This window comes from Stieleria maiorica, from assembly GCF_008035925.1.
Taxonomy (GTDB): Bacteria; Planctomycetota; Planctomycetia; order Pirellulales; family Pirellulaceae; genus Stieleria; species Stieleria maiorica.
Genome location: NZ_CP036264.1, coordinates 6,636,353 through 6,657,203, shown reverse-complemented (window position 1 = coordinate 6,657,203; position 20,851 = coordinate 6,636,353). Strand labels below are relative to the sequence as shown.

The window sequence follows — 20,851 nt, the reverse complement described above, 5'->3', positions numbered from 1 at the left end:
CCGCCCATGGAATTGCTGGTCCACTATCGCGGAACATTGATCACCGCCGTCATTGCCGTGGCGGTCGGCCTCGCCAGTTATGCCGTTGTCAGCAGCGACCCGCTGGCCGGTCATCGCGATCGATCGTTCACGATGGATTTCTCTCGCGTTTACGAAGTCGATCCGGCGCTGATTCATTACGCGCAGACGAGGGAGTTCAGCGTGTCGATGGATCAGCCTCGCTGCATCAGCGTCGGTCCCGAGGACCAGATTTACGTCGGCGGTGACCAGACGGTCGGCGTGTATCGACAAGACGGCACGACACTGGCAATGATCCCGACCGAAGGCCGTCCCAGTTGTTTGGCGGTCGGCAACGATCAACATCTCGCGCCGGGTCGCATCTATGTGGGATCCGGCAACCGGATCGAAGTCTTTGATCGCGACGGCAGTCGGGTCGCGACTTGGAACGTCCCGACCGACGCCGCGATCCTGGCGTCGATCGCCGTGGCCGATGAATCCGTCTTCGCCGCCGATGCCGGCAACCGCGTGGTATGGCGGTTCGGCCCGTCAGGCGAGTTGCAGGGGACGATCGGTAATGCCGAAGCGGGGGGGCGAACATTCAACGTCCCCAGCACCACGTTCGACATCGCGATCGGGTCGAATGGACAATTGCACGTCGCCAATCCCGGTGCACTGCAGATCGAGACCTACACGTTTGACGGTGCGTTGCAGGCCCGTTGGGGCAATCCCGGCGCGGCGACCGAGAGCTTTTTTGGTTGCTGCAATCCGAGTCAGTTTGCGGTCTTGCCCGGCGGAGAGATCGTGACGTCGGAAAAGGGCGTGCCGCGGATCAAGGCTTACAGCGAGTACGGTGAATTCCGCTCGGTCGTCGCCGGGCCGCAGCAATTGGGCATCGCCCAATCCGAACTCGGTGACGCGCGGCCCCACCAAGCGGGCGTGGTCTTTGACGTCGCGGCGGACAGCCGGGGACGCGTCCTGGTGCTGGATCCGAGACGAAAGTCGGTGCGGGTTTTCATGCCTCGTGATGAGCACACCAGTGGGATAGACATCCACTCGTTCCCAGGCTCCGCCTGGGAACACATTGGCCGGGAGGCTCCGCCTCGCGGATCGCATGCAACGTGTGGCAGAGCCACACCGAAATCGCGTTCCAAGGCGGAGCCTTGGAACGAGGTCGCTGCGCCGCTCGCTCACGCTTCACTTGTTCCCAGGCTCTTCCTGGGAACACACTGCCCGGGAGGCTCCGCCTCGCGGCTCGCATGTAGCGTGTGGCAGAGCCACACCGGCATCGCGTTCCAAGGCGGAGCCTTGGAACGAGGTCGCTGCGCCGCTCGCTCACGCTTCCACTTGTTCCCAGGCTCTGCCTGGGAACACACTACCCGAGAGGCTCCGCCTCGCGACTCGCATGTAGCGTGTGGCAGAGCCACACCGGCATCGCGTTCCAAGGCGGAGCCTTGGAACGAGGTCGCTGCGCCGCTCGCTCACGCTTCCCGCTGGCATCGAGTGGAGGGTGAATCAAATGACACGTGATGAATTCGACCATGATCGTCGGCAATGGCTGGTTCGCGTCGGACGTTATGCCCTCTTGGGCGGGATGTCCGTCTTGACGCTCAACCTGCTCCGCCGCGCGAACAATCTCGGGTGCGTCCAGCTGACGTCTCCCTGTCAGACTTGCGGGCTGTTTAAAAAATGTGGGCTTCCCAAAGCGGACCAAGCCAGGCAACCGGCGATGGAGGGAGAGCCATCATGAGCGACGAAAAACAAACCGACCGACGTGGGTTCCTGGCCGACGGAGCCCGGGTCGTCGGCGTGGTGTCGGCCGGTGTGTTGGGCGGATACCTTGCCGGCCAACGAGGCCAAGCGGAAGAGAATCGTTGGCAGATCGATCCCGACAAGTGCGTCGGCTGTGGAAACTGCGCCACCCACTGTGTGCTGGATGAATCAGCCGTCAAATGTGTTCAGTGTTTCGACATGTGCGGTTTCTGCAATCGATGCACCGGCTATTACACACTCGATGGGCTGGACAGTCGCGACACCGCCGCGGCGGACTTGTTGTGTCCGACCGAAGCGATCATCCGAACCTTTGTCGAAGGCAAAGCGGGTCAAGATTTCTACGAGTACACGATCGACACCGACGCTTGCATCGGCTGTGCGATGTGCGTCAAGGGTTGTGCGCTGATGAACGGATCGTTGTATCTGCAAGTCATGCACGATCGCTGTGTCAATTGCAACGAATGCGCGATCGCGGTCGCCTGCCCCAGCGACGCCTTTGTCAACGTTTCCGCCGACAAACCCTATCGGCTGAAACGTGTGGCGTTGGGCGTGATGCGGCAAAAGGCGGGGAAGGCCGACACGGCGGCACAGAAACTGCTCGATCAGGTGCACGCCGATGAGTAGCAGGACAACGCCACGTCGCACAAGCAACGCTATCAACCGACGGTCAAACGTAGCGACCTTCGCCCGAAGGTCGATCAGCGGCGTTTGCCACGCTCTGGCGAGCGTCGCTACGTTGATGTGGATGGGCGATGCGATGGCGGCCGAAACCCCGGATCTGATGTTCCCCGTCCCGGAGTTTTCCGACCATCCGATCCCCACCGCCACGATTCCGGAGGTCCAGGGAGAGATGGGGCCGGTGTTGGATGTGGCGATTCTGTTCGCCGCACTCTGTCTGGCGTCGTACTTCACCTTGGTGTCACGCTCTCGCCGTAACGTGCTGCTGCTGACGATCGCCAGTTTGCTGTGGTTCGGGTTCTGGCGTCAGGGCTGTGTTTGTCCGATCGGTGCGACCCAGAATGTCGCGTTGGCAGTGTTCGATCCCACCTACGTCGTGCCGCTTGCGGTGGTGGCGTTCTTTATTCTGCCGTTGGTGTTCACGCTGTTTTTCGGCCGAACCTTCTGTGCTTCGGTCTGCCCGCTGGGGGCGATGCAAGAATTGATCGCCGTTCGCTCGGTTGCGGTGCCGCGTTGGTTGGATCATTCCCTGGGCTTGGTGGCTTACATCTATTTGGGCGCGGCGTTGATTTTTGCGGCGACCCGGACGGGATTCATCATCTGCCGCTACGATCCGTTCATCGCGTTTTTCCGCTTGGGCGGCAACACCGACATGCTGATCTTTGGCAGCTGCATCTTAATGATCGGCGTGTTTGTCGGTCGCCCGTACTGTCGGTACCTGTGTCCCTATGGCGCGATCCTGCGCGTGTTGTCGTGTTTTTCGAAATGGCGTTTGAGCATCCCGCCGGGCACGTGCATCAATTGTCAACTTTGTGAAGATGCTTGTCCGTACGGAGCGATCCACCCGCCCACGGTCGCGCAAACGCCCGGGGCGCGTCGACGAGGCAAACGTCAATTCGGATTTGCCCTGATTGCCTCTCCCTTCCTGGTGGCCGGTTTCTGGTGGTTGGGAACGACGCTCGCCGTTCCGTTGGCACAGTGGCACCCGGAATCGCGGTTGGCCGAACAGATGCGACTGGAAGAGTTGGGCATAGCGGAAACCACGACCGACGCCAGTGATGCCTTTCGGGGTTCGCCGCGGTCGGTCGATGAATTGTATCAATCGGCGCTCACGCGGCGCAATGACTTCGTCACGCTGGGCGGCTTGCTGGGTGCTTGGACGGGATTGGTGATCGGGTTCAAGCTGATCTATCTGTCGGTGCGACGTCGCCGCGAGGATTACCAGGCGGATCGTGCCGGGTGCGTTTCCTGCGGGCGTTGCTATTGGTATTGCCCGGTCGAAAAAGTCAGGCTGGGTCTGATCTCCGATGTCTCCGAAGCCCTCCCCGCTGGCCGGACGCCCACGGGGCCGCTGGTCCAATTGACCGCCGGAGGGAAAAAACCGTGAACGCAAAGCTCCGCAACACAGGTGTCGTAGCCACGCTCGCCAGAGCGTGGAACGTCCGCCGTTCAATGACAGATGAGACGCAAAGGCAGACCGAATTCCAACGCCGCATGCTCAGCCAACGATCCATCCTGCTCTCCGCGATCGTGGCCGCGGTGTTTTCAACGCTTGTCGGTGGAATCCTGGTGATCGATGGCGCGAACCGATTGAACAAGTTTCCGCTGGAGGAGACCGCCTTCATCGAGCTTCGGCAGCAGTACTTGGAACAACCCGACAACGATCAACTGCGTCAACTGATCCAGGACCTCGATCTTGCGCTGCGGCAAGAGTATTTCCGTGAACAGCGTTTTACCGAACGAGGGGCGTACCTGCTGCTGGGCGGAATTGTCGTCACGCTTGTCTTCAGCAAATGGGCCGCCACGCTGCATCGACGACTCCCCCGCCCCGAACCGAAACTGCCCGGTCCCGACTCGGACGAACGGTTGAGCCACCGCGGACCGTGGGCGGTGGCCGTGGTGATGCTGGCCCTGGTCGGCACCACCTGGGCAATGAAAGCGAATCACCCGAGTGTGTTGCCGGCCACCTTGGATGATTTGGCATCCGATCAAGCTTCGGTCGGTGACGCAACACCTCCCGTTGCACCGACAAGAATCGAGCCGGTGCTGCCGGAATTGCCAAGCGTCGAAGTCGTGCAGGCGAATTGGCCCAGCTTTCGTGGCCCCAGCGGGTCCGGCGTCTCGCATTTCCAAGACGCTCCGACGCAATGGGACGGCCAGTCCGGTGAAGGAATCGTGTGGAAAACACCGCTGCCGCTACCCGGTGCGAATTCACCGATCGTGTGGAATGACCGCGTGTTTCTTTCCGGCGCGAGCGAAGCGGTCCGTGGCGTTTTTTGTTTTGACTTGAACACCGGCGAAATCCTTTGGAGCAAGGAATTCCAAGTCGCCCCGTCCATCGCCGGCCAGAAGATCAAGGTCTCCGAGGACACCGGTTACGCGGCGCCGACGATGGCGACCGACGGGCGGTTTGTGTTTGCGATGTTCGCCGACGGGTTGCTGGTCGCATTGGATTATTCCGGCCGGGAACGTTGGACGCGTTCGTTGGGTGTGCCGCAACGAAACAATTACGGCCACGCGTCGTCGTTGGCGACGTTCCAGGGTGCGGTGATCGTTCAATTCTACCAAGGATCCGGCGACGACGAGCTTTCAAAACTGATGTCGTTTGACGGAGCAACGGGCCAGCCGATCTGGGAAACGACTCGCCAAACCCCGGCGTCGTGGTCGTCACCGATCGTGATCGAGCACGACGGTCAACACCAAATCATCACCTGCTGCGATCCCTGGGTGATCGCATATTCGCCCAGCGATGGGACGGAACTGTGGCGTGCCAAATGTCTCGAGCGAGTCGAAGTCGGCCCATCACCGGTGTACTCCGACGGAATCGTCTATGCCGGCAACGACACCGCGATCTATGCCGCAATTCGCGCGGGCGGATCCGGTGACGTGACGGACACCCACGTCGTCTGGACCGCCGACTACGGACTTCCGGATACCTGCAGCCCTTTGGTCACCGATGATTTTTTGTTGACGCTGGCGTCCTACGGCACGCTGTTCTGTTTCGACAAACAGGAAGGCGGTGAACCGTTGTGGGAAGAAGACTTTGGAGCCGATTTCCTCTCCTCCCCCAGCTTGGTCGGCGATCACGTTTATCTGTTCGGCCGGGACGGGACGGCATGGATCGTGCAGCCGACCCGTGATGCGTGCAATCAGATCTCGAAGGCGCAACTGGGCGAAGACTGCGTGACCTGCCCCGCCTTCGCCGATGGACGGATTCTGATTCGGGGAAGCGAGCATTTGTTCTGCATCGGGAGCGCTGATGATGAGAACCAGTGACACAAGTTTCGGACCTGATGCCGAATGATCACCACGACCAACATGATCGACTTGTCGCCCGTCGACCGAATTGTCCAACGGGAAGGCCGCACGCCCGATGCCGTCATCCCCATCCTGCACGCGGTGCAGAGGGAATATCGCTATCTGCCCCAGGAGGCGCTGCGACGGGTTTGTGAATTGACCGAAATCACACCGGCATCGATCACCGGCGTGGCGTCGTTCTACGACCACTTTCGACATCGCCCCGTCGGACGCCACATGATCAGCGTCTGCACCGGAACGGCTTGTCATGTCAAAGGCGCCGATCTGGTCGATGATGCGATCCGTCACGAGCTTCGACTGGCTGCTCACGAAGACACCGATCCCGAAGGCGAGTTCACGGTCCAAAAGGTGGCGTGTCTGGGGTGCTGCACGCTCGGCCCGGTCGTGCAAATCGACGACGCGATTTTTGGTCACGTCAGTTCTCAAACGACACCACAGATGTTGCAGGAATACGACGAAGCCGATTTCGTCAAACTCTCCGCCGTCCACCGCCCGATTTCACAGCCGCGAGGTCCCAGGACCACCGAAGTTCGCGTCGGCCTGGGGTCCTGTTGCCTGGCACTGGGAAGCGACAAGGTGCACGAAGCACTGTGCGATGCGATCGATGAATCCGGCGGCGACGCGTATGTCAAACAAATCGGCTGCACCGGGATTTGCAGCAAAGTCCCGCTGGTGGAACTGGTCTCGCCCGACGGCGCGTCACAGACCTACACCAACGTCAATCCCGACATGGCGCGAAAGATCGTCTTGAAGCACATTCGGCCCAAAGGCATCTCCAAGCCGATTCGATACGCCGCGTCGCGGATGCTTGATTGGCTGCAGTCCGATGAAGACCAGGACGTCTTGCAAAAGCATCAAGGGGCGCGGGACGGCGTGATCGACGCGTTCATCGGTCCCCAAAAGCATCTGACGTTGGATTTGCTGGATGCGATCGACCCACTGGATTTGGACGAGTACATTCGCCACGGCGGATTCGAATCGTTGAAGAAGTGTCTGACACAGCTCCAGCCCGATCAAATCCTGGATGAGGTCGAATCCAGTGGGCTGCGTGGACGTGGCGGTGCCGGTTTCCCCACGCATGCCAAGTGGCGCACCGTTCGCGCCCAAGACAGCCCGACCAAGTACGTCATCTGTAACGGCGACGAGGGCGATCCCGGTGCGTTCATGGATAAAGTGCTGTTGGAATCGATTCCGTTTCGCGTGATTGAGGGCATGGCCATCGCCGCACGCACCGTCGATGCCCACCAGGGGATCTTTTACGTGCGTGCCGAATACCCGTTGGCGGTCGAGCGGATTCGTGGCGCGATCGACATCTGCCAACGGGGAGGCATCCTGGGCGACTCGGTGATGGGAACCGATTTCAGCTTGAAGCTTCAGATTCGCGAAGGGGCCGGCGCCTACATTTGCGGCGAGGAGACGGCGCTGATTCACTCGATCGAAGGCGGACGGGGGACGCCGCGGATTCGACCGCCGTTCCCGGCCGAAAGCGGACTGTGGGAAAAACCGACGCTGATCAACAACGTCGAAACCTACGCCACGATCCCCTGGATCCTGCGACACGGCGGCAAAGAGCTGGCCAAGCTGGGAACGAAGACCAGCAAGGGAACCAAAGCGTTTGCGCTGGCCGGCAAGGTCCGCAACGGTGGTCTGATCGAAGTCCCGATGGGAATCACCATCCGTCAGATCGTCCAGGACATCGGGGGCGGCGTGGAGCCCGGTCGAACCTTCAAAGCCGTCCAGATCGGCGGGCCCTCCGGCGGCTGTGTCCCCGCGGAACTTGCCGACACGCAAATCGATTATGAATCGTTGTCGGCGGTCGGGTCGATCATGGGAAGCGGCGGGCTGGTGGTCCTGGATGACAAGGACTGCATGGTCGACATCGCGCGTTACTTCCTGAAGTTCACCCAAGACCAATCCTGCGGCAAGTGTACGTTCTGTCGTGTCGGCACCCGACGTTTGCTGGACATCCTGGACCGGCTGTGCACCGGGGCAGGCAAGCGAGGCGACCTGGAACAGCTCGAAATCCTCTCCAAATCGGTCTGCGCCGGCAGCCTCTGCGGTCTCGGCAAGACGGCTCCCAACCCGATCCTGTCCACGTTGAAGTACTTTCGCGACGAATACGAAGCCCACATCAACGGCTACTGCCCCGCCGGAAAATGCATCGATCTGATCGACTACCGCATCAACGACAGGTGCATCGGATGCACACTTTGTGCCCAACACTGCCCCGTCGATGCCATCCCGATGACTCCCTATTACCGACACACCATCGATCTGGATCGCTGCACACGCTGTGACAGTTGCTACCAGGTCTGTCCCGAACACGCCGTTTACATCACTTCCGAACCAAACAACGTTGGTGTTTAGCCTTGAGGCGATTCCCGGTCGCTGCGATGCAGCGAGAGTGGGCAGCTAAAGCCCAATACCGCTAAGTTAAGGCCCGGACGCTGGCGCGAACCGGCTGATGTCAAACGATGATCAGCCGTTTGGCGCGAGCCTACGGGCCCCTGCCGAAAGAGAACGACGCTTGACTTAGCGGTATTGAGCTAAAGCCTGGACACCAACACGTATGCCCGTGCCATCACGTTTGAACGTCGAATCCAGAACGAGGTCCCCCGCCGTGGTGAACATCAAAATCGATGATCGCGAAATCGACGTCCCGCCGGGATCGAACCTCGTCGATGCCGCCGCGCTCGTGGGCGTTGAAATCCCGACGCTGTGTCATCTCAAAGGCTACGAGCCCTCCAACTCGTGCCAGGTCTGCACGGTTAAGGATCGCCGGTCCGGCCGATTGATCTCGGCCTGTGGGACCAAGGTCGTCGAAGGGATGGAGATCGAAAACGAGAGTGAAGAGATTCGCGACTTGCGACGGACGGCGCTGGAGTTGCTGCTCAGCGAACACGTCGGTGACTGTCGTGCCCCGTGTGACTTTGCCTGCCCGGCACACATGGATATCCCGCTGATGTTGGACCAGATCAGCCATGAAAACTTGCGTGATGCCATCGTCACCATCAAAGCGGACATCGCCTTGCCGGCGGTCCTCGGCCGCGTCTGCCCCAAGCCGTGTGAAAAGGGTTGTCGACGCAAGACCGCCGACGGCCCCGTGGCGATCTGTGATCTGAAACGCTACGTGGCGGATGTCGATTTGGCCAGCGACGATCCCTATCTGCCTCCCTGCATGCCGGACACGGGAAAACGCGTGGCCATTGTCGGTGCCGGCCCCTCCGGCCTGGCCGGCGTGTTTTACCTGCGCCGTTCCGGACACGCCTGCACGTTGATCGAGCGAAACGATGCACTGGGCGGCCGACTCCGCAGCGAAGAAGATGAACAGAGTTTGCCACGCAACATCTTGGATGCGGAAATCAACCAAATCATCCGACTGGGCGTTGACGTTCGTTTGCAAGCAGCGATCACCACGAAAGAGCAACTCGATGCGTTGTGTGATGAGTTTGACGCGGTGCTGTTGGCGATCGGCCAGACCACGCCGGCACGAGTCGAACAATTGGGAATCAAAGCCAGCCGCAAGGGCATCGACGTCGACTCGGAAACCTACGCGACCAACCGCCGAGGCGTGTTCGCCGTCGGCAACGCGTTGCGTGGCAAGGGGATGGTGGTGCGGAGCACGGCCGACGGGAAAGAAGCCGCAACGATCATCAACCAATTCCTCGCCGGCTGCAAGAAACTCGGCCTGGGGCACGACTTTGCCTCACGCATCGGTCGTCTGGAATCAGGCGAGATCGACCAGTTTCTGGCCAACTCCGTCCCCGCCCCGCGTTCTGTACCGGCGACCGGCTCGGATTACGTTTCCTGTGATGCGACCGAACAATCCCAGCGCTGCCTGGGCTGTGGGTGTGTGGCGCACAACAAGTGCAAACTGGAACGCTGGTCGGAGTTTTACGGCGCCAATCCGAACCGTTTTCCCCGCGTGCGTCGGCCCTACGAAGTCGTTGGACGTGCCTCGTCGGTGTTGTTCGAACCGGGCAAGTGCATCAAGTGCGAACTGTGCATCAAGATCGCCGAGCGGGCGCAAGAACCGTTGGGACTGTCCTTCGTCGGTCGCGGTTTTGATGTTTTGCTGAGCGTACCGTTTGGAGGTCAGCTTGATGAAGCATTAACCAAAGTGGCCGAAGAGTGCGTCGACGCCTGCCCCACCGCCGCCTTGTCATTCGCCCCCAGCCGTCGTCCACCGGAACTGACACAAATCGAGATGCCCGGCCGCATCAAAGCGAAATAGTCGTGGGATAGGCTTCCAGCCTGTCAGTTTCCTGCCTCTTACGTTGACCGTGAGAGCAACGGTTTGTCGCCAGCCGACCCGCCCCACCATCATTCTGCCCCGTATCATTCTGCCAACCGCGCTCTCGTTTCCACCGACTTGAACGAGCACCGTCGCTGAGCGGAATGGTAGGAAGATTCTTAGGGTAGGAAAATTATCTATCTCCGCGGGCTGATGCATTTCATCTTCTTCTTACCTCCAAAATCTTCTTACCCGATCTCCCCAACGACTCAGTGGTCACCCTCCGTCACATGACCATCAGCGTCAATCCGCAATTTGGATCGTTTTTTGCTCGGCCACGCGTTCCAAACCGAGGCGGCCAACAGCACTGCGATCGCCCCATAGACCATCGGATCAAACGCGATCACAAACTTGCCGACGATCAACCCGATGGCCGCCAACAACCCGACGCCGAACGGCAGGTAACCATGGCGCCGCTCGGCACCGACCGCCAGCCCGCCGACGGCAAATGTTAAACACGCCGCCGTGATTGGAAGCAAGTACTTGGTCTGCATCAAAAACGCCAGCCCCAACCAACCGAGCAAGCCTGCATAAGCGGGGTACTGACACGGACAGCCCAACCGGGGTAACAAGGCCAGCAAGACCGGTGGCAACACAGACAGCAATTTGCCGAGCACGACAGTGGGTCTGCGACGGTTCATTCGCTGATTCGAGAAGCTCTGATGCGGAAGAATTGCTGCCGAGCATTTTACACCGGCGTCCACCGACGACACCACGGCCAGCTACAATTGCGGATCAACCAAACGGATTGCAGAAAGACCTGCGGGAGAACACCATGCCCCTACAGCGACGTGAGATGCTTTTCGGAACCGCGGCGGTCCTCGGATCGGCGAACACACTCGCGGTGTCGGCGGCAGCCGATTCGAAAGAGCCGGGATCGGGACACGCCCCCAATTCCATCACCGAATCACAACGCCAAACGCCGATCGCCGGCCGCAGCGACGTGCTGGTCTGTGGCGGCGGTCCGGCCGGGGTCAGCGCGGCGATCGCGGCCGCCCGAGCCGGTGCGTCGGTGCAACTGTTGGAATGTCACGGATGTCTGGGCGGGGTCTGGACCAGCGGCATGCTGTCATACGTCATCGATTCCGACAAACCGGGGTTCAACAAAGAACTGATCCGGCGTCTGGACCAGGCGAACAACCAGTACGGGCACGTCCCGCTGAGGCCGCGGACGTGGCTGTCGTACATGTACGACGTGGAAACGATGAAGTGGGTGTTGGAAACGCTCGTCAGCGAACTTCGCATCGGCGTCCAGCTTCACACCCGTGTCGTCGCGGTGGATCTCGACCAAAACAATCGGATTCGGGGTGTGATGACCGAATCCAAATCGGGCCGACAGGCCTGGATGGCCGATGTGGTCATTGACGCGACGGGCGACGGAGACGTCGGGGCGCTGGCCGGTTGTGAGTTTGAAATTGGTGATAGCGCGGGAGCAGACAACTGTCCCTGCCAACCGATGTCGTTGATGGGTGTGATCTCGGCGCCGCCCGAATTGCTGCACCAGTACACGCGTGCCGGCAGCAGCGACGGAAAACACAAAGATCGCTTCCGAGCCGAAATCGAACGCGGCGGCTACAAACCGAGCTACACCAAGCCGACCGTGTTTCACATGGGCGGATCGATCGCCTCGGTGATGATGAACCACGAATATGGCGTCCGCCCCGATGATGCAGCCGCGATCACCGAAGCCACGTTTCGGGCGCGGAACGAATTGAACCAGATCGTCAGGGGATTGCAGACGCTGCCGGAATGGAAAGACCTGCGTTTGGTCGCCACCGGCGAACAGATCGGCGTTCGTGACGGACGACGGATCCAGGGCCGCAGCCGCGTGACGCAAGACGACGTCGTCGCGGGACGAAAGGATCCCCAAAGCGTCTGCACGTCCGGGTTTTGCGTCGACATTCATGCGCTCAAGAAGGCCGACGGCGGCTATGGAAATCGCGGGATCAAAGCCAAGCCGTTTGACATCCCGATGGGAGCGCTCGTCGCCGCCGGGGTGGACAATTTGATGATGGCGGGACGATGCATCAGCGGCGACTTTATCGCGCACTCGAGTTACCGGGTGACCGGCAACGCGGTCGCGATGGGCGAATACGCCGGCGTCGCCGCCGCCACCGCCAGCAAGTCACAGACCGCCCCGCATGCCGTCCAGTACCGCGACGTCGACCAAACCGTCCAAGCGATCCGTAAAGAAAACACGTAAACCGTTAGTGTCTAGCTGGACAGCGCCACTTTACACAACAAACATCGTGAATCGCAGGTCAAACGTAGCTACCTTCGCCAGAAGGTGGGTCCACGGGGTTTTCCACGCTCGCACCCAACGTCGCTACGTTAAAGTGGCGCTGGCCAGCTAGGTGTTAGCCAGTCCTGCACTGATCGCTCGACGTCATAACAACAGCTGTCAACTTGTTGCATACTTGAATCCGTGATTCAGCTGCTCTAAAAGCAAGGCACACGCAGCGTCCGATCCATCGAGTCGATGGATTCAATCGACCGCTGCTTTTGTGCTTTCAATCCGGAAAACGATCATGGCTGAATTCAATGGACTGCTCGACCCCGAAGACACCGTGATGCTGCTGATCGACCATCAGAGCGGGCTGTTCAACACGGTACGGGACGTGCCCATTCCCGATCTCCGCAACTACGTGATCGCGTTGGCAAAGACGGCGACGTTGCTGAACATCCCCGTCATCACCACCGCCTCGGTGCCGGACGGACCGAACGGGCCGTTGATCCCCGAGATCGACCAGTACGCCCCGCACGCCCAATACGTTCCTCGCACCGGCCAGATCAACGCCTGGGACAACCCACCGTTTGTCGAAGCGATTGAAAAAACGGGACGCAAGACGTTGATCATCGCTGGAACCTTGACCAGCGTTTGCATGGCATTCCCAGCCGTCAGCGCCGTGCAAGCCGGCTACAAGGTCTATTGCGTCGTGGACGCATCGGGTAACTGGAGCAAAATGGCGACCGACACCACGATCGCCCGCGTGGCACAGGCCGGAGCGATCCCGACGGACACCTTCGCCATGGTGGCCGAATTGATGCGAACCTGGAATCGCGCCGAAGGCTCGCGGTTCGCACAAATCCTGGCCGATCACGTCTGCCCGGAGTACAAGTGCCTGATCGAAAGTTTCCAGAAAGCCCAAAAGGTCGTCGAAGACGGCCCCGAAACGAATCTGGACAAGTACCAGTAGCCGCGACGACGGCGACTCGCTTGCTTACTGCCGGATGCCTTCAAAGCTGACTTCGGCGCGGACTTCATCCCCGACGGGGCCGAGCATTGTTTTCATCCCGAAATCGCTCCGCTTGAGCGTGAAGGCCGTCGTGTACCCGGTGCGATGAACGCCTTCGGGGAATTCAGCCTTGTCACCCCCGACCAGCACAAACGAAAGCGGGCGGGTTTGGCCGTGAAGCGTGACGATTCCGGTCACGTCCAGCCCCTTGTCGGACGGCTTGATCGCGGTGCTTTCGAAGGTGATTTCGGGAAACCGTTCGGCGTCAAAGAAATCCGGCGAACGCAAATGGGCGTCTCGTTTCTCGTTCTTGGTGTCGACGCTTTTCACTTGCATCGTCAGCTCAATCGACGTCATCACCTGATCGGCGTCCATCGTGAACTTGCCCGACGTTTCATTGAATCGGCCGTGAACCCAGCTGATCCCCAGGTGCGAGATCTTGAACTGGACGCTGGTGTGGTCATTGTCGATCTTGTAGGTCGTTGGCGCTGCCGCCGCCGGCGATTGTCCCAAGACACTCGGTTGCTGAACGGCCAAGCTGAGCACTGAAACGGTCATCAGGGTCGCGAAGAATTTCATCGGTCGTCTCCGTGGAATTCAGGTTGAAAGGAAGCAAATTCGGAAAGGCTGGTGAAAGAAAAAAATCGGTGCGGAAGCTTCCACACCGATCCTCGGAGGGTCATGACTTGATGAAAGATCCTTCTTTCAGTTCACGCCACGCCTGCTGGATTTCCTCTTGCGTGTTCATCACGATCGGGCCGCGCCAGGCGACCGGCTCCTTGATCGGTTCGCCGGAAACCAGCAAGAACCTGCCGCCTTCCTCGCCCGACTGCACGCGAATCGAATCGCCTTGGTCGAACAACACCAGCGAACGATTTCCCGCAAACTCGGCTAACGATTGGCCGTGGTTCATCGGGTCTTCGACCCGCACGTCACGCGGATCCGACGCGTCTTTGAACCGCACCGATCCGGCAAACACGTACGCGAACGCATGGCGCGTCGTTTCGATCGGAATCGATCGCGTCGTGTTCGGGGGCAAACTGATGTCCAGGTAGCGGGGATCGGCAGCGACACCTTCGACCGGACCGCGTTTGCCCCAAAAATCTCCGCACAGCACTCGCACACTCGTGCCGTCGTCCTCCACCACCACCGGGACATCCTTGGCGCTGATGTCTTGATAGCGTGGCTTGGTCATCTTGTGCTTGGCCGGAAGATTGGCCCACAGTTGAAACCCGTGCATCCGACCTTCGGCGTCCCCGTGCGGCATTTCTTGATGCATGATCCCGCTGCCGGCCGTCATCCACTGGATATCGCCCGTCGCCAGCTGTCCGCTGTTGCCCAAGCTGTCGGCGTGGTCGACCGTTCCGGCCAAGACATACGTGATCGTCTCGATCCCGCGATGCGGATGCCAGGGGAACCCGTTGACGTACCGCTCGGGGTCTTCGTTGCGAAAGTCATCGAATAGCAGGAAAGGGTCAAACGGTTCTGTTTCGCCGAAACCGAACCCGCGATGCAGATGAACACCGGCACCCTCCACCAGCGGTCGCGACGTGGTGATGCGTTTGGGTTGTCGCACGTTGGTCGTTGGATTGGTCATCGAAGCTTTCTCCTTTTCAGAGAGGGGAGAGGGAAATTGATTTATAGCGCGGCGTCTGCGAGAAGGCAAATGCATGTTGCAACAGATATCCAGCAAAAAAAACTCCTCAAGGCTCGCTCTGCCGGGCGCGAAACAACAACTCGTTCAACGTCGCCAGATCCTGATCGGAAAGGTGCCGAAATTGCGTCTGATGCAGTTTCTCCAGCGGTTTGGCCAGTTTTTTCAGTGCCGCGCGCCCTTTCGGAGCCAACTGGATCCAGACCACCCGGCGGTCTTCGTCGCAGCGTGCTCGTTTGACCAGTTCTGCTTTGGCCAAACGATCGATCAGACGCGAGATGTCCGCCTGGGGCGTGATCATGTGTTGGCCGATCTGGTAAATCTGCATCGGCTTGCCTGTTCCCTGCAGGATTCGCAGCACGTTGTACTGGGAATCGGAAATCCCGACCGATTCAAACAGCTGAACGAACGCACGGTGCAATTGCGTCGACGTCCGCAACAGGTTCAGGTACGTCTCCTGCTGCAAACTGGCAAACGGACCGCGTTTGCCGATCTCGTCCGCCAACGATTTTGCCTTATTCGGTTCCATGCCCTAGATATATGTTGCAACAGACACTTTGTCAAGCCCGCCAGTGTGCGCGAGGCCCAGAGAGAGGCCCAGAGAGAGGCCCAGAGAGAAGCCCAGAGAGAAGCGGGGTGCGATCAGGCCGACTTGTCATTCTGCCTTGTCGTGCGATGCCGGTCGGAGGACTCCGAGGAGCGTTCGTGGGGAGCAAACGAGCCTGCGAATGCGTAGTTCCACGTCTGCTGTTGATTCTCGCGCTGATAGATCACCAAGCTGGTGACCGAGCTTTCGTATTCGTTCTGCCTGCCGTCAAGCTGGCGAAAGACGTTCGCGCTGATGTAACAGACGATCTGCTTGGGCAGTTGTTCCACGGTGACCGCCAGCGGTTCGCGATGCCCGTCCAACGGACCGCCCATGAACTCGATCACCTTCTGTTGCGTTGAGTGTGGCATCGTCACTTCCTTGGGGAGAGGAGATCGGCCGAACAATCACTCGACGGTTGGCGCCGCCACGCACCTTTTCATGATAACAAACCGATGGTCGGCCTTCCGAGGATTGAACAACATTCCCACAATCAACATCAACGTTTAGGAAACAGTTCGCGCAGCGACTCGGGGATGACCGCTCGGATGTCGTTGATCTCTCCTTCGCTGACGCGGCGGGCCAGGACGCTCAGCACGGCGCGTGTCAACCGCTCCGCATCCACCTCGGGATCGTTCGGAAAGCCTTCGGAAACATGCGTCAAAAACGCGGCTTTGGAGCGATCCTTGACAGGAACATGGTCCGGTTGCCAGCCTTCGTAGAACATCCCGCGCAGCAGCATCGGCAACTCGGAGGCCAAATCAGCGGTCTCGTGGATGGTCAAGCGGTCGCGCAGCACGTGCAACACCACGCACAGACCGTGATACGCCTTGCGTGCATCCTCCCATTGCAATTCCCGCATCAATGCTTTGATCCAATGCTTCGTCTTTTGAACCGTCGCGGCGAGTGCGGGAACGTTCTTGTGCGGACGGTGTAACGCCTTGGAACTGCCAGATTGATCGCCGGGTTCATCGTCGGCGATGATGAAACACTCCTCGATACCGTGCACGTTCTGATAGACGACTTTGCCAGCCATGATTCAGTGCTCCTTGAAAGTGCTGGGGATCACCAAACCGACAATGCAAGTTGCGGGCCGAAGCAATCCCGAAAGGAAGCCCCCACACCGTTCATCGTATCGGATTTTACAAAGCGCGTCGCTGTCGCACCTACCGAGTATCCCGGTGTGCACGACCGCACGGCAAGGCAAAGCGGCGAGCCACTGCGGGGATCATTCCGGCAGAGTCACCACAAAACGGATTGGCACAATCTGTGCAACAAGATCGCCCAGGGAAAACGCCTCAACCGCCCGCTCCCAAACCAGCCGACCGTTGCGACGACGACTCAGCCACGTCGGCGGCTGTATCGGATCTCGTCAATCCTCGAACTTTCCGAGCAGCTCATCCATCTCTTGAATCCATTGACGCATCGGTTCCCAGCATTTCGGCGAAGCCGCCGTCGAATAAACATCATCCACTAGAACTTGGCGGTTTCGGTAGACCAGCCAAGTCGTGGGCACAATGCCGTCCGCATTCTTTAATGAGAGTTTATGCCCATCGCTCGCAAGGGCTTGCCGCAGTGACCGAGCAAAGTCATTCATCACCCTGCAGTAGTTCTCAAGCTTCGCATTGGCCGCCGGCGTCTCACAGTAGTAAAGATTTACCGCAGCTTTGTGGCGGGCCCTTCCGTCCTTTAGGTCAAGCGGGTCGAACAACTCGGGCATCGCTTGGGGCGTTGTCATGCTTTGCGCCAAAGCGATCAAAAGCTCGGGTTCGTATTCTGCATTCACACAGGGCGAATCGGGATCAACCGGCTCCGAGGATAGGTCAAGGAGTTTCAATGCGATCAGTTTCTCTTTCTTTGTCAGACGCTTTGGAAAGCAAAACTTATGGTCGGATGCGGCAAGCGGCCCTTCCTCGGTCTCCGTGATCGCTGTCAAAAAATCAAGAAAGCTTGGCGCATGAACGCGCGAGCCGACGTCATGGCAAAGCTGGACGATCGTTCCAGCCAAACCTTCCCCTAGCAACACACAGCACGGATCGGACGCCTCTCCAGATGCCTCAAAAACCGGCAGCAAGGGCAGCGAAGTTTGCATTTCTCTGATTTCCTCTGCAAGCTCCAAAGCCTCGTCCAAGCCATAGAACCGACATTCGATCGATGGTATCTCACCTCCGTCGGTGATGGAGTAGAAGGCCTCGACGTCCTTCGGAATGTTGCCCTTCAGTTGCCCAAAACAGGATTGTCGGCTCGCGTCGTCGTAGGGTTCAACCGTTTCCAAGCCTAGGTAGGGCAATAGCTCGAGGATCTTTTTTTTCATCAGTTCTCGACTTTGATATCGCTCGAATCGGGCTGGGAGGAAACGGGGGCACGCAATTGTAACGTACTCGCATTCTGTCGATTGGACGTCGCCAAATGGCTCTCCCGCAGCGGATCTCGAAGTCGCGCGGACTGGAGAACATCCCACATGATTTGAGCGTCGTCCGGGCGGGAGTCTCCAGCGGCATTCGCGCCGGCGGAACGTTGCGTCCTGCGGAAGGCCGGGCCAACCGACGTGTCAAACCGCCCCGCGATCGATAGGACCAAGAGGACGTAGGGGACTTATCTGTCCTGTGTGTCCTATCGGTCCCATTGGACGCTCCCTGCCACATCCCCTTCGGCCTTTTATCGTTTTGCCCCCATCGTTTTGCCCCCATCGTTTTGCCCCCATCGTTTTGCCCAACGATCCGAATCGAATCGACGTGGTCGGGGCATCGTGCCGGCCCCGAAGCCGAAAAAACTTGGCTAAGATCTAACACGGTCTCCAGTTTCCCCATCCAAGTTATCCCGGTCCCCGCCAGCATGTCCCCGCGTCTTTTGCTCCATCGAATCACGACACTCGCCGTTCTCGTCGTCGCGACCCTGGCCACTCCGTTGCTGAGGGCCGAATCAACCACTCGCCCGAACGTCCTGCTGATCTTGACCGATGACCAGGGTTGGGGCGACTTGGGAACCCATGACAATCCGATCATTTCGACGCCGGCGTTGGACCGATTGGCTGGCGAAAGCGTTCGGCTGAACCGGTTTTATGTCTCGCCGGTGTGTGCCCCCACGCGGGCCGCCCTGCTGACCGGACGGTACCCCGAACGCACCGGTGTGGCCGGCGTCACCAGTCGCCGCGAAGTCATGCGTGCGGGCGAAACCACCATCGCGGAGCGGTTTCGCGATGCCGGCTATGCGACCGGGTGCTTCGGCAAATGGCACAACGGCGCCCAAATGCCGCTGCACCCCAACGGCCAAGGGTTCGAAGAATTTTTCGGATTCTGTGGCGGCCACTTTAACCTGTATGACGACCCGATCCTGGAACGAAACGGCATCCCCGTCCGAACCGAGGGCTACATCACCGACGTGCTGACCGATGCGGCGATCGAATTTCTCAAGACACCTCGCGACCAGCCGTTCTTCTGCTACGTGCCGTACAACGCACCGCACGGACCGTTCCAAGTCCGCCAGGACCTGTTCGACAAGTACGACACCGGAGAGATTTCCGAGAAGACCGCGGCGGTCTACGCGATGGTCGAAAACATCGACGACAACGTCGCGCGATTGCTGGGCACGCTGGAACAGTCGGGAAAAACGAACGACACCATCGTCTTGTTCTTGACCGACAACGGCCCCAACGGAAAACGATTCAACGGCGGTATGCGCGGCGCCAAAGGCAGCGTGCACGAAGGCGGATGCCGCGTGCCCTGCTTCATCCGCTGGCCGGAAAAGGTCCAACCACGAACCATCCAGCAGATCACCGGCCACATCGACCTATTGCCAACACTCGCCCAGTGGTGCGATGTCCCGCTGGATGACTCAGCAAAGCTGGACGGCAAGAGCCTGGTGAATTTGATTCGTGACGGCGCCGACCCGGCACTGGCCGACCGATCGATCTTGACCTACCGCCCGAACCAATCGCAGCTTAAAAAGTTCGGTAAAGCCGCCGTTCGTACCAATCAATATCGATTGACCATCGAAAACGGTAAGGCGGCGCTGTTCGACATGACCACCGATCCTGGCCAAGAATCCAACATCGCCGATCAGCACCCGGAAACGACCGAGCGTTTGAAATCCGAGATCAAGGTTTATGTCGATTCCATCAACGACAGCATCACGTCGACGCGACACGTACCGGTCACCAAACAACGACCGACCTTCATCCCATCGGTCGACGCACAATTGACCGGCAACCCGGGATTTGCCGACGGTATCAGCTGGGCGCACAGCTGGGTCGACAACTGGACCGCCGCAACCGACAAGGTCTCTTGGCCGGTCGACATCGCCCAATCCGGCCGCTACCAAATCACGCTGCACTACGTTTGCGACGCCAAAGACGTGACCGTCGCCGCGTCGATCGCCGATCAAAAGATCTCGTCGACGCTGCGACGATTCAAATCCGAATCGGTGGTACGCCCCGACCGGGATTCCCAGGCCACTCCCCGCCGCATGCTGTACTTCACGCAGCAGTCGCTCGGCATGGTGAACCTCGACGCGGGAAAAGCGACGCTTCAAGTATCGCGTCAAAGCGACGGCCCGATGATCGAACTCGGCGGCGTGACGATCACCAGCGCCGACGTGCCGGCAAAGGACCAGTTCCACCTGTTCCTGTTGGCCGGGCAATCCAACATGGCCGGCCGCGGAATCGTCACCCCGGCCGACCGCGTCCCCGATCCGAGAATTCTGATGCTCGACCGCGAGGGGAATTGGGTGCCCGCGACCGACCCGCTGCATTTCGACAAATCGATCGCCGGCGTGGGACTTGGCCGAGGTTTCGCAAGACGCTACGCCGCCGAACACCCCGACGTCACCGTCGGACTGGTCCCCTGTGCGGTCGGCGGATCGCCCATCGCCGCCTGGGCACCCGGCGGATATCACCCCCAAACCAAAACTCATCCCTATGACGATGCCCTGGCGCGAATCCAAACGGCGATGGCCAGCGGAACGTTCAAAGGCATCCTGTGGCATCAAGGCGAATCGGATTGCAAACCCGGGCTGGCCGAGGCCTACAAAGCGAACCTGATCGACGTGTTTGGTCGATTCCGCAGTCACGTCGGCGAGACGACTCCGATCATCATCGGCGGGCTGGCGCAGCGCGACGCGCCGAAATGGACGGAAGATCGAAAGCGAGTCGACCAGGCTCATCGCGAAGTCGCTGCGGAGCTGCCGGCGTGCGCGCTGGTCGAGTCGACCGGGCTGACGCTTAAAAGCGATAACGTTCACTTCGACCGACAATCGCTGCTGGAATTCGGTCGGCGTTACGCAGAGGCGCTCGCGGAGATCCGAGAAGAGAAGTAGCT

The 20,851-nt window shown here is 59.7% G+C and carries 18 protein-coding genes; 11 read left to right on the top strand and 7 right to left on the bottom strand.

Annotated features, from left to right (window positions below; translation table 11 throughout):
• Window positions 1-6: 6 nt before the first annotated feature.
• From Mal15_RS22610 to Mal15_RS22580, 7 genes are all read left to right on the top strand, one after another.
• The gene (locus Mal15_RS22610) at window positions 7-1,527 is read left to right on the top strand and encodes an NHL repeat-containing protein (RefSeq protein WP_147869841.1); all 1,521 of its coding nucleotides are present in this window, start codon (window positions 7-9) and stop codon (window positions 1,525-1,527) included.
• The gene (locus Mal15_RS22605; protein ID WP_147869840.1) at window positions 1,517-1,747 is read left to right on the top strand and encodes a hypothetical protein; all 231 of its coding nucleotides are present in this window, start codon (window positions 1,517-1,519) and stop codon (window positions 1,745-1,747) included. The genes Mal15_RS22610 and Mal15_RS22605 overlap by 11 nt, the downstream gene beginning before the upstream one ends.
• On the top strand, window positions 1,744-2,394 hold the full coding sequence (locus tag Mal15_RS22600) for a 4Fe-4S binding protein (protein ID WP_233902967.1): 651 nt from the start codon (window positions 1,744-1,746) through the stop codon (window positions 2,392-2,394). Before Mal15_RS22605 ends, Mal15_RS22600 begins: the two co-directional genes overlap by 4 nt.
• A gap of 133 nt (window positions 2,395-2,527) precedes the next feature.
• A complete protein-coding gene (locus Mal15_RS22595; RefSeq protein ID WP_233902966.1) occupies window positions 2,528-3,835 on the top strand; it encodes a 4Fe-4S binding protein in 1,308 nt (435 codons plus the stop codon).
• 107 nt (window positions 3,836-3,942) lie between these two features.
• Window positions 3,943-5,724, top strand: coding sequence for an outer membrane protein assembly factor BamB family protein (locus Mal15_RS22590; protein ID WP_233902965.1), 1,782 nt, complete (start codon window positions 3,943-3,945; stop codon window positions 5,722-5,724).
• A 24-nt stretch (window positions 5,725-5,748) separates the two neighbouring features.
• The gene (locus Mal15_RS22585; RefSeq protein ID WP_199773714.1) at window positions 5,749-8,133 is read left to right on the top strand and encodes an NAD(P)H-dependent oxidoreductase subunit E; all 2,385 of its coding nucleotides are present in this window, start codon (window positions 5,749-5,751) and stop codon (window positions 8,131-8,133) included.
• Window positions 8,134-8,386: 253 nt separating this feature from the next.
• The gene (locus tag Mal15_RS22580; RefSeq protein WP_147869838.1) at window positions 8,387-10,000 is read left to right on the top strand and encodes a 2Fe-2S iron-sulfur cluster-binding protein; all 1,614 of its coding nucleotides are present in this window, start codon (window positions 8,387-8,389) and stop codon (window positions 9,998-10,000) included.
• A gap of 269 nt (window positions 10,001-10,269) precedes the next feature.
• On the opposite strand, the gene Mal15_RS22575 is transcribed toward Mal15_RS22580, so the two are convergent.
• Window positions 10,270-10,701, bottom strand: a complete 432-nt coding sequence (locus tag Mal15_RS22575; RefSeq protein WP_147869837.1) for a hypothetical protein — start codon at window positions 10,699-10,701, stop codon at window positions 10,270-10,272.
• 134 nt (window positions 10,702-10,835) lie between these two features.
• Here Mal15_RS22575 and Mal15_RS22570 point away from each other — a divergent pair, with 134 nt between their 5' ends.
• The gene (locus tag Mal15_RS22570) at window positions 10,836-12,263 is read left to right on the top strand and encodes an FAD-dependent oxidoreductase (protein WP_147869836.1); all 1,428 of its coding nucleotides are present in this window, start codon (window positions 10,836-10,838) and stop codon (window positions 12,261-12,263) included.
• Between the two features lie 325 nt (window positions 12,264-12,588).
• The gene (locus tag Mal15_RS22565; RefSeq protein ID WP_147869835.1) at window positions 12,589-13,257 is read left to right on the top strand and encodes an isochorismatase family protein; all 669 of its coding nucleotides are present in this window, start codon (window positions 12,589-12,591) and stop codon (window positions 13,255-13,257) included.
• Between the two features lie 24 nt (window positions 13,258-13,281).
• On the opposite strand, the gene Mal15_RS22560 is transcribed toward Mal15_RS22565, so the two are convergent.
• The 6 genes from Mal15_RS22560 to Mal15_RS22535 form a co-directional block, all read right to left on the bottom strand.
• Window positions 13,282-13,875 (bottom strand): YceI family protein, encoded by a 594-nt coding sequence (locus tag Mal15_RS22560; RefSeq protein ID WP_147869834.1) that lies wholly within the window; start codon window positions 13,873-13,875, stop codon window positions 13,282-13,284.
• Between the two features lie 100 nt (window positions 13,876-13,975).
• Window positions 13,976-14,893, bottom strand: a complete 918-nt coding sequence (locus Mal15_RS22555; protein WP_147869833.1) for a pirin family protein — start codon at window positions 14,891-14,893, stop codon at window positions 13,976-13,978.
• Between the two features lie 106 nt (window positions 14,894-14,999).
• The gene (locus tag Mal15_RS22550; protein WP_147869832.1) at window positions 15,000-15,479 is read right to left on the bottom strand and encodes a MarR family winged helix-turn-helix transcriptional regulator; all 480 of its coding nucleotides are present in this window, start codon (window positions 15,477-15,479) and stop codon (window positions 15,000-15,002) included.
• 113 nt (window positions 15,480-15,592) lie between these two features.
• Entirely contained in the window at window positions 15,593-15,907 is a 315-nt protein-coding gene (locus Mal15_RS22545) for a hypothetical protein (protein WP_147869831.1), read from the bottom strand.
• Between the two features lie 128 nt (window positions 15,908-16,035).
• The gene (locus tag Mal15_RS22540) at window positions 16,036-16,572 is read right to left on the bottom strand and encodes a DUF2267 domain-containing protein (protein WP_147869830.1); all 537 of its coding nucleotides are present in this window, start codon (window positions 16,570-16,572) and stop codon (window positions 16,036-16,038) included.
• A gap of 336 nt (window positions 16,573-16,908) precedes the next feature.
• Entirely contained in the window at window positions 16,909-17,850 is a 942-nt protein-coding gene (locus Mal15_RS22535; protein WP_147869829.1) for an SMI1/KNR4 family protein, read from the bottom strand.
• A gap of 95 nt (window positions 17,851-17,945) precedes the next feature.
• On the opposite strand from Mal15_RS22535, the gene Mal15_RS34205 reads away from it, so the two are divergent.
• Together Mal15_RS34205 and Mal15_RS22530 are read left to right on the top strand one after the other, a co-directional pair.
• Window positions 17,946-18,110 carry a hypothetical protein gene (locus tag Mal15_RS34205; protein ID WP_167546994.1) on the top strand — a complete coding sequence of 55 codons (165 nt, stop codon included), beginning with the start codon at window positions 17,946-17,948 and terminating at the stop codon, window positions 18,108-18,110.
• A 261-nt stretch (window positions 18,111-18,371) separates the two neighbouring features.
• Window positions 18,372-20,849, top strand: a complete 2,478-nt coding sequence (locus Mal15_RS22530) for a sulfatase-like hydrolase/transferase (RefSeq protein WP_147869828.1) — start codon at window positions 18,372-18,374, stop codon at window positions 20,847-20,849.
• The last annotated feature ends 2 nt before the right edge of the window (window positions 20,850-20,851 follow it).

Bases quoted from the DNA above. Each gene is read 5' to 3' on its own strand.
- Mal15_RS22555 (WP_147869833.1), bottom strand. From the start codon at position 14,893: ATGACCAATCCAACGACCAACGTGCGACAACCCAAACGCATCACCACG.
- Mal15_RS22545 (WP_147869831.1), bottom strand. From the start codon at position 15,907: ATGCCACACTCAACGCAACAGAAGGTGATCGAGTTCATGGGCGGTCCG.
- Mal15_RS22590 (WP_233902965.1), top strand. From the start codon at position 3,943: ATGCTCAGCCAACGATCCATCCTGCTCTCCGCGATCGTGGCCGCGGTG.
- Mal15_RS22530 (WP_147869828.1), top strand. From the start codon at position 18,372: ATGTCCCCGCGTCTTTTGCTCCATCGAATCACGACACTCGCCGTTCTC.
- Mal15_RS22605 (WP_147869840.1), top strand. From the start codon at position 1,517: ATGACACGTGATGAATTCGACCATGATCGTCGGCAATGGCTGGTTCGC.
- Mal15_RS22570 (WP_147869836.1), top strand. From the start codon at position 10,836: ATGCCCCTACAGCGACGTGAGATGCTTTTCGGAACCGCGGCGGTCCTC.
- Mal15_RS22535 (WP_147869829.1), bottom strand. From the start codon at position 17,850: ATGAAAAAAAAGATCCTCGAGCTATTGCCCTACCTAGGCTTGGAAACG.
- Mal15_RS22610 (WP_147869841.1), top strand. From the start codon at position 7: ATGGAATTGCTGGTCCACTATCGCGGAACATTGATCACCGCCGTCATT.
- Mal15_RS22550 (WP_147869832.1), bottom strand. From the start codon at position 15,479: ATGGAACCGAATAAGGCAAAATCGTTGGCGGACGAGATCGGCAAACGC.
- Mal15_RS22585 (WP_199773714.1), top strand. From the start codon at position 5,749: ATGATCACCACGACCAACATGATCGACTTGTCGCCCGTCGACCGAATT.
- Mal15_RS34205 (WP_167546994.1), top strand. From the start codon at position 17,946: ATGGCTCTCCCGCAGCGGATCTCGAAGTCGCGCGGACTGGAGAACATC.
- Mal15_RS22595 (WP_233902966.1), top strand. From the start codon at position 2,528: ATGGCGGCCGAAACCCCGGATCTGATGTTCCCCGTCCCGGAGTTTTCC.
- Mal15_RS22560 (WP_147869834.1), bottom strand. From the start codon at position 13,875: ATGAAATTCTTCGCGACCCTGATGACCGTTTCAGTGCTCAGCTTGGCC.
- Mal15_RS22575 (WP_147869837.1), bottom strand. From the start codon at position 10,701: ATGAACCGTCGCAGACCCACTGTCGTGCTCGGCAAATTGCTGTCTGTG.
- Mal15_RS22565 (WP_147869835.1), top strand. From the start codon at position 12,589: ATGGCTGAATTCAATGGACTGCTCGACCCCGAAGACACCGTGATGCTG.
- Mal15_RS22600 (WP_233902967.1), top strand. From the start codon at position 1,744: ATGAGCGACGAAAAACAAACCGACCGACGTGGGTTCCTGGCCGACGGA.
- Mal15_RS22540 (WP_147869830.1), bottom strand. From the start codon at position 16,572: ATGGCTGGCAAAGTCGTCTATCAGAACGTGCACGGTATCGAGGAGTGT.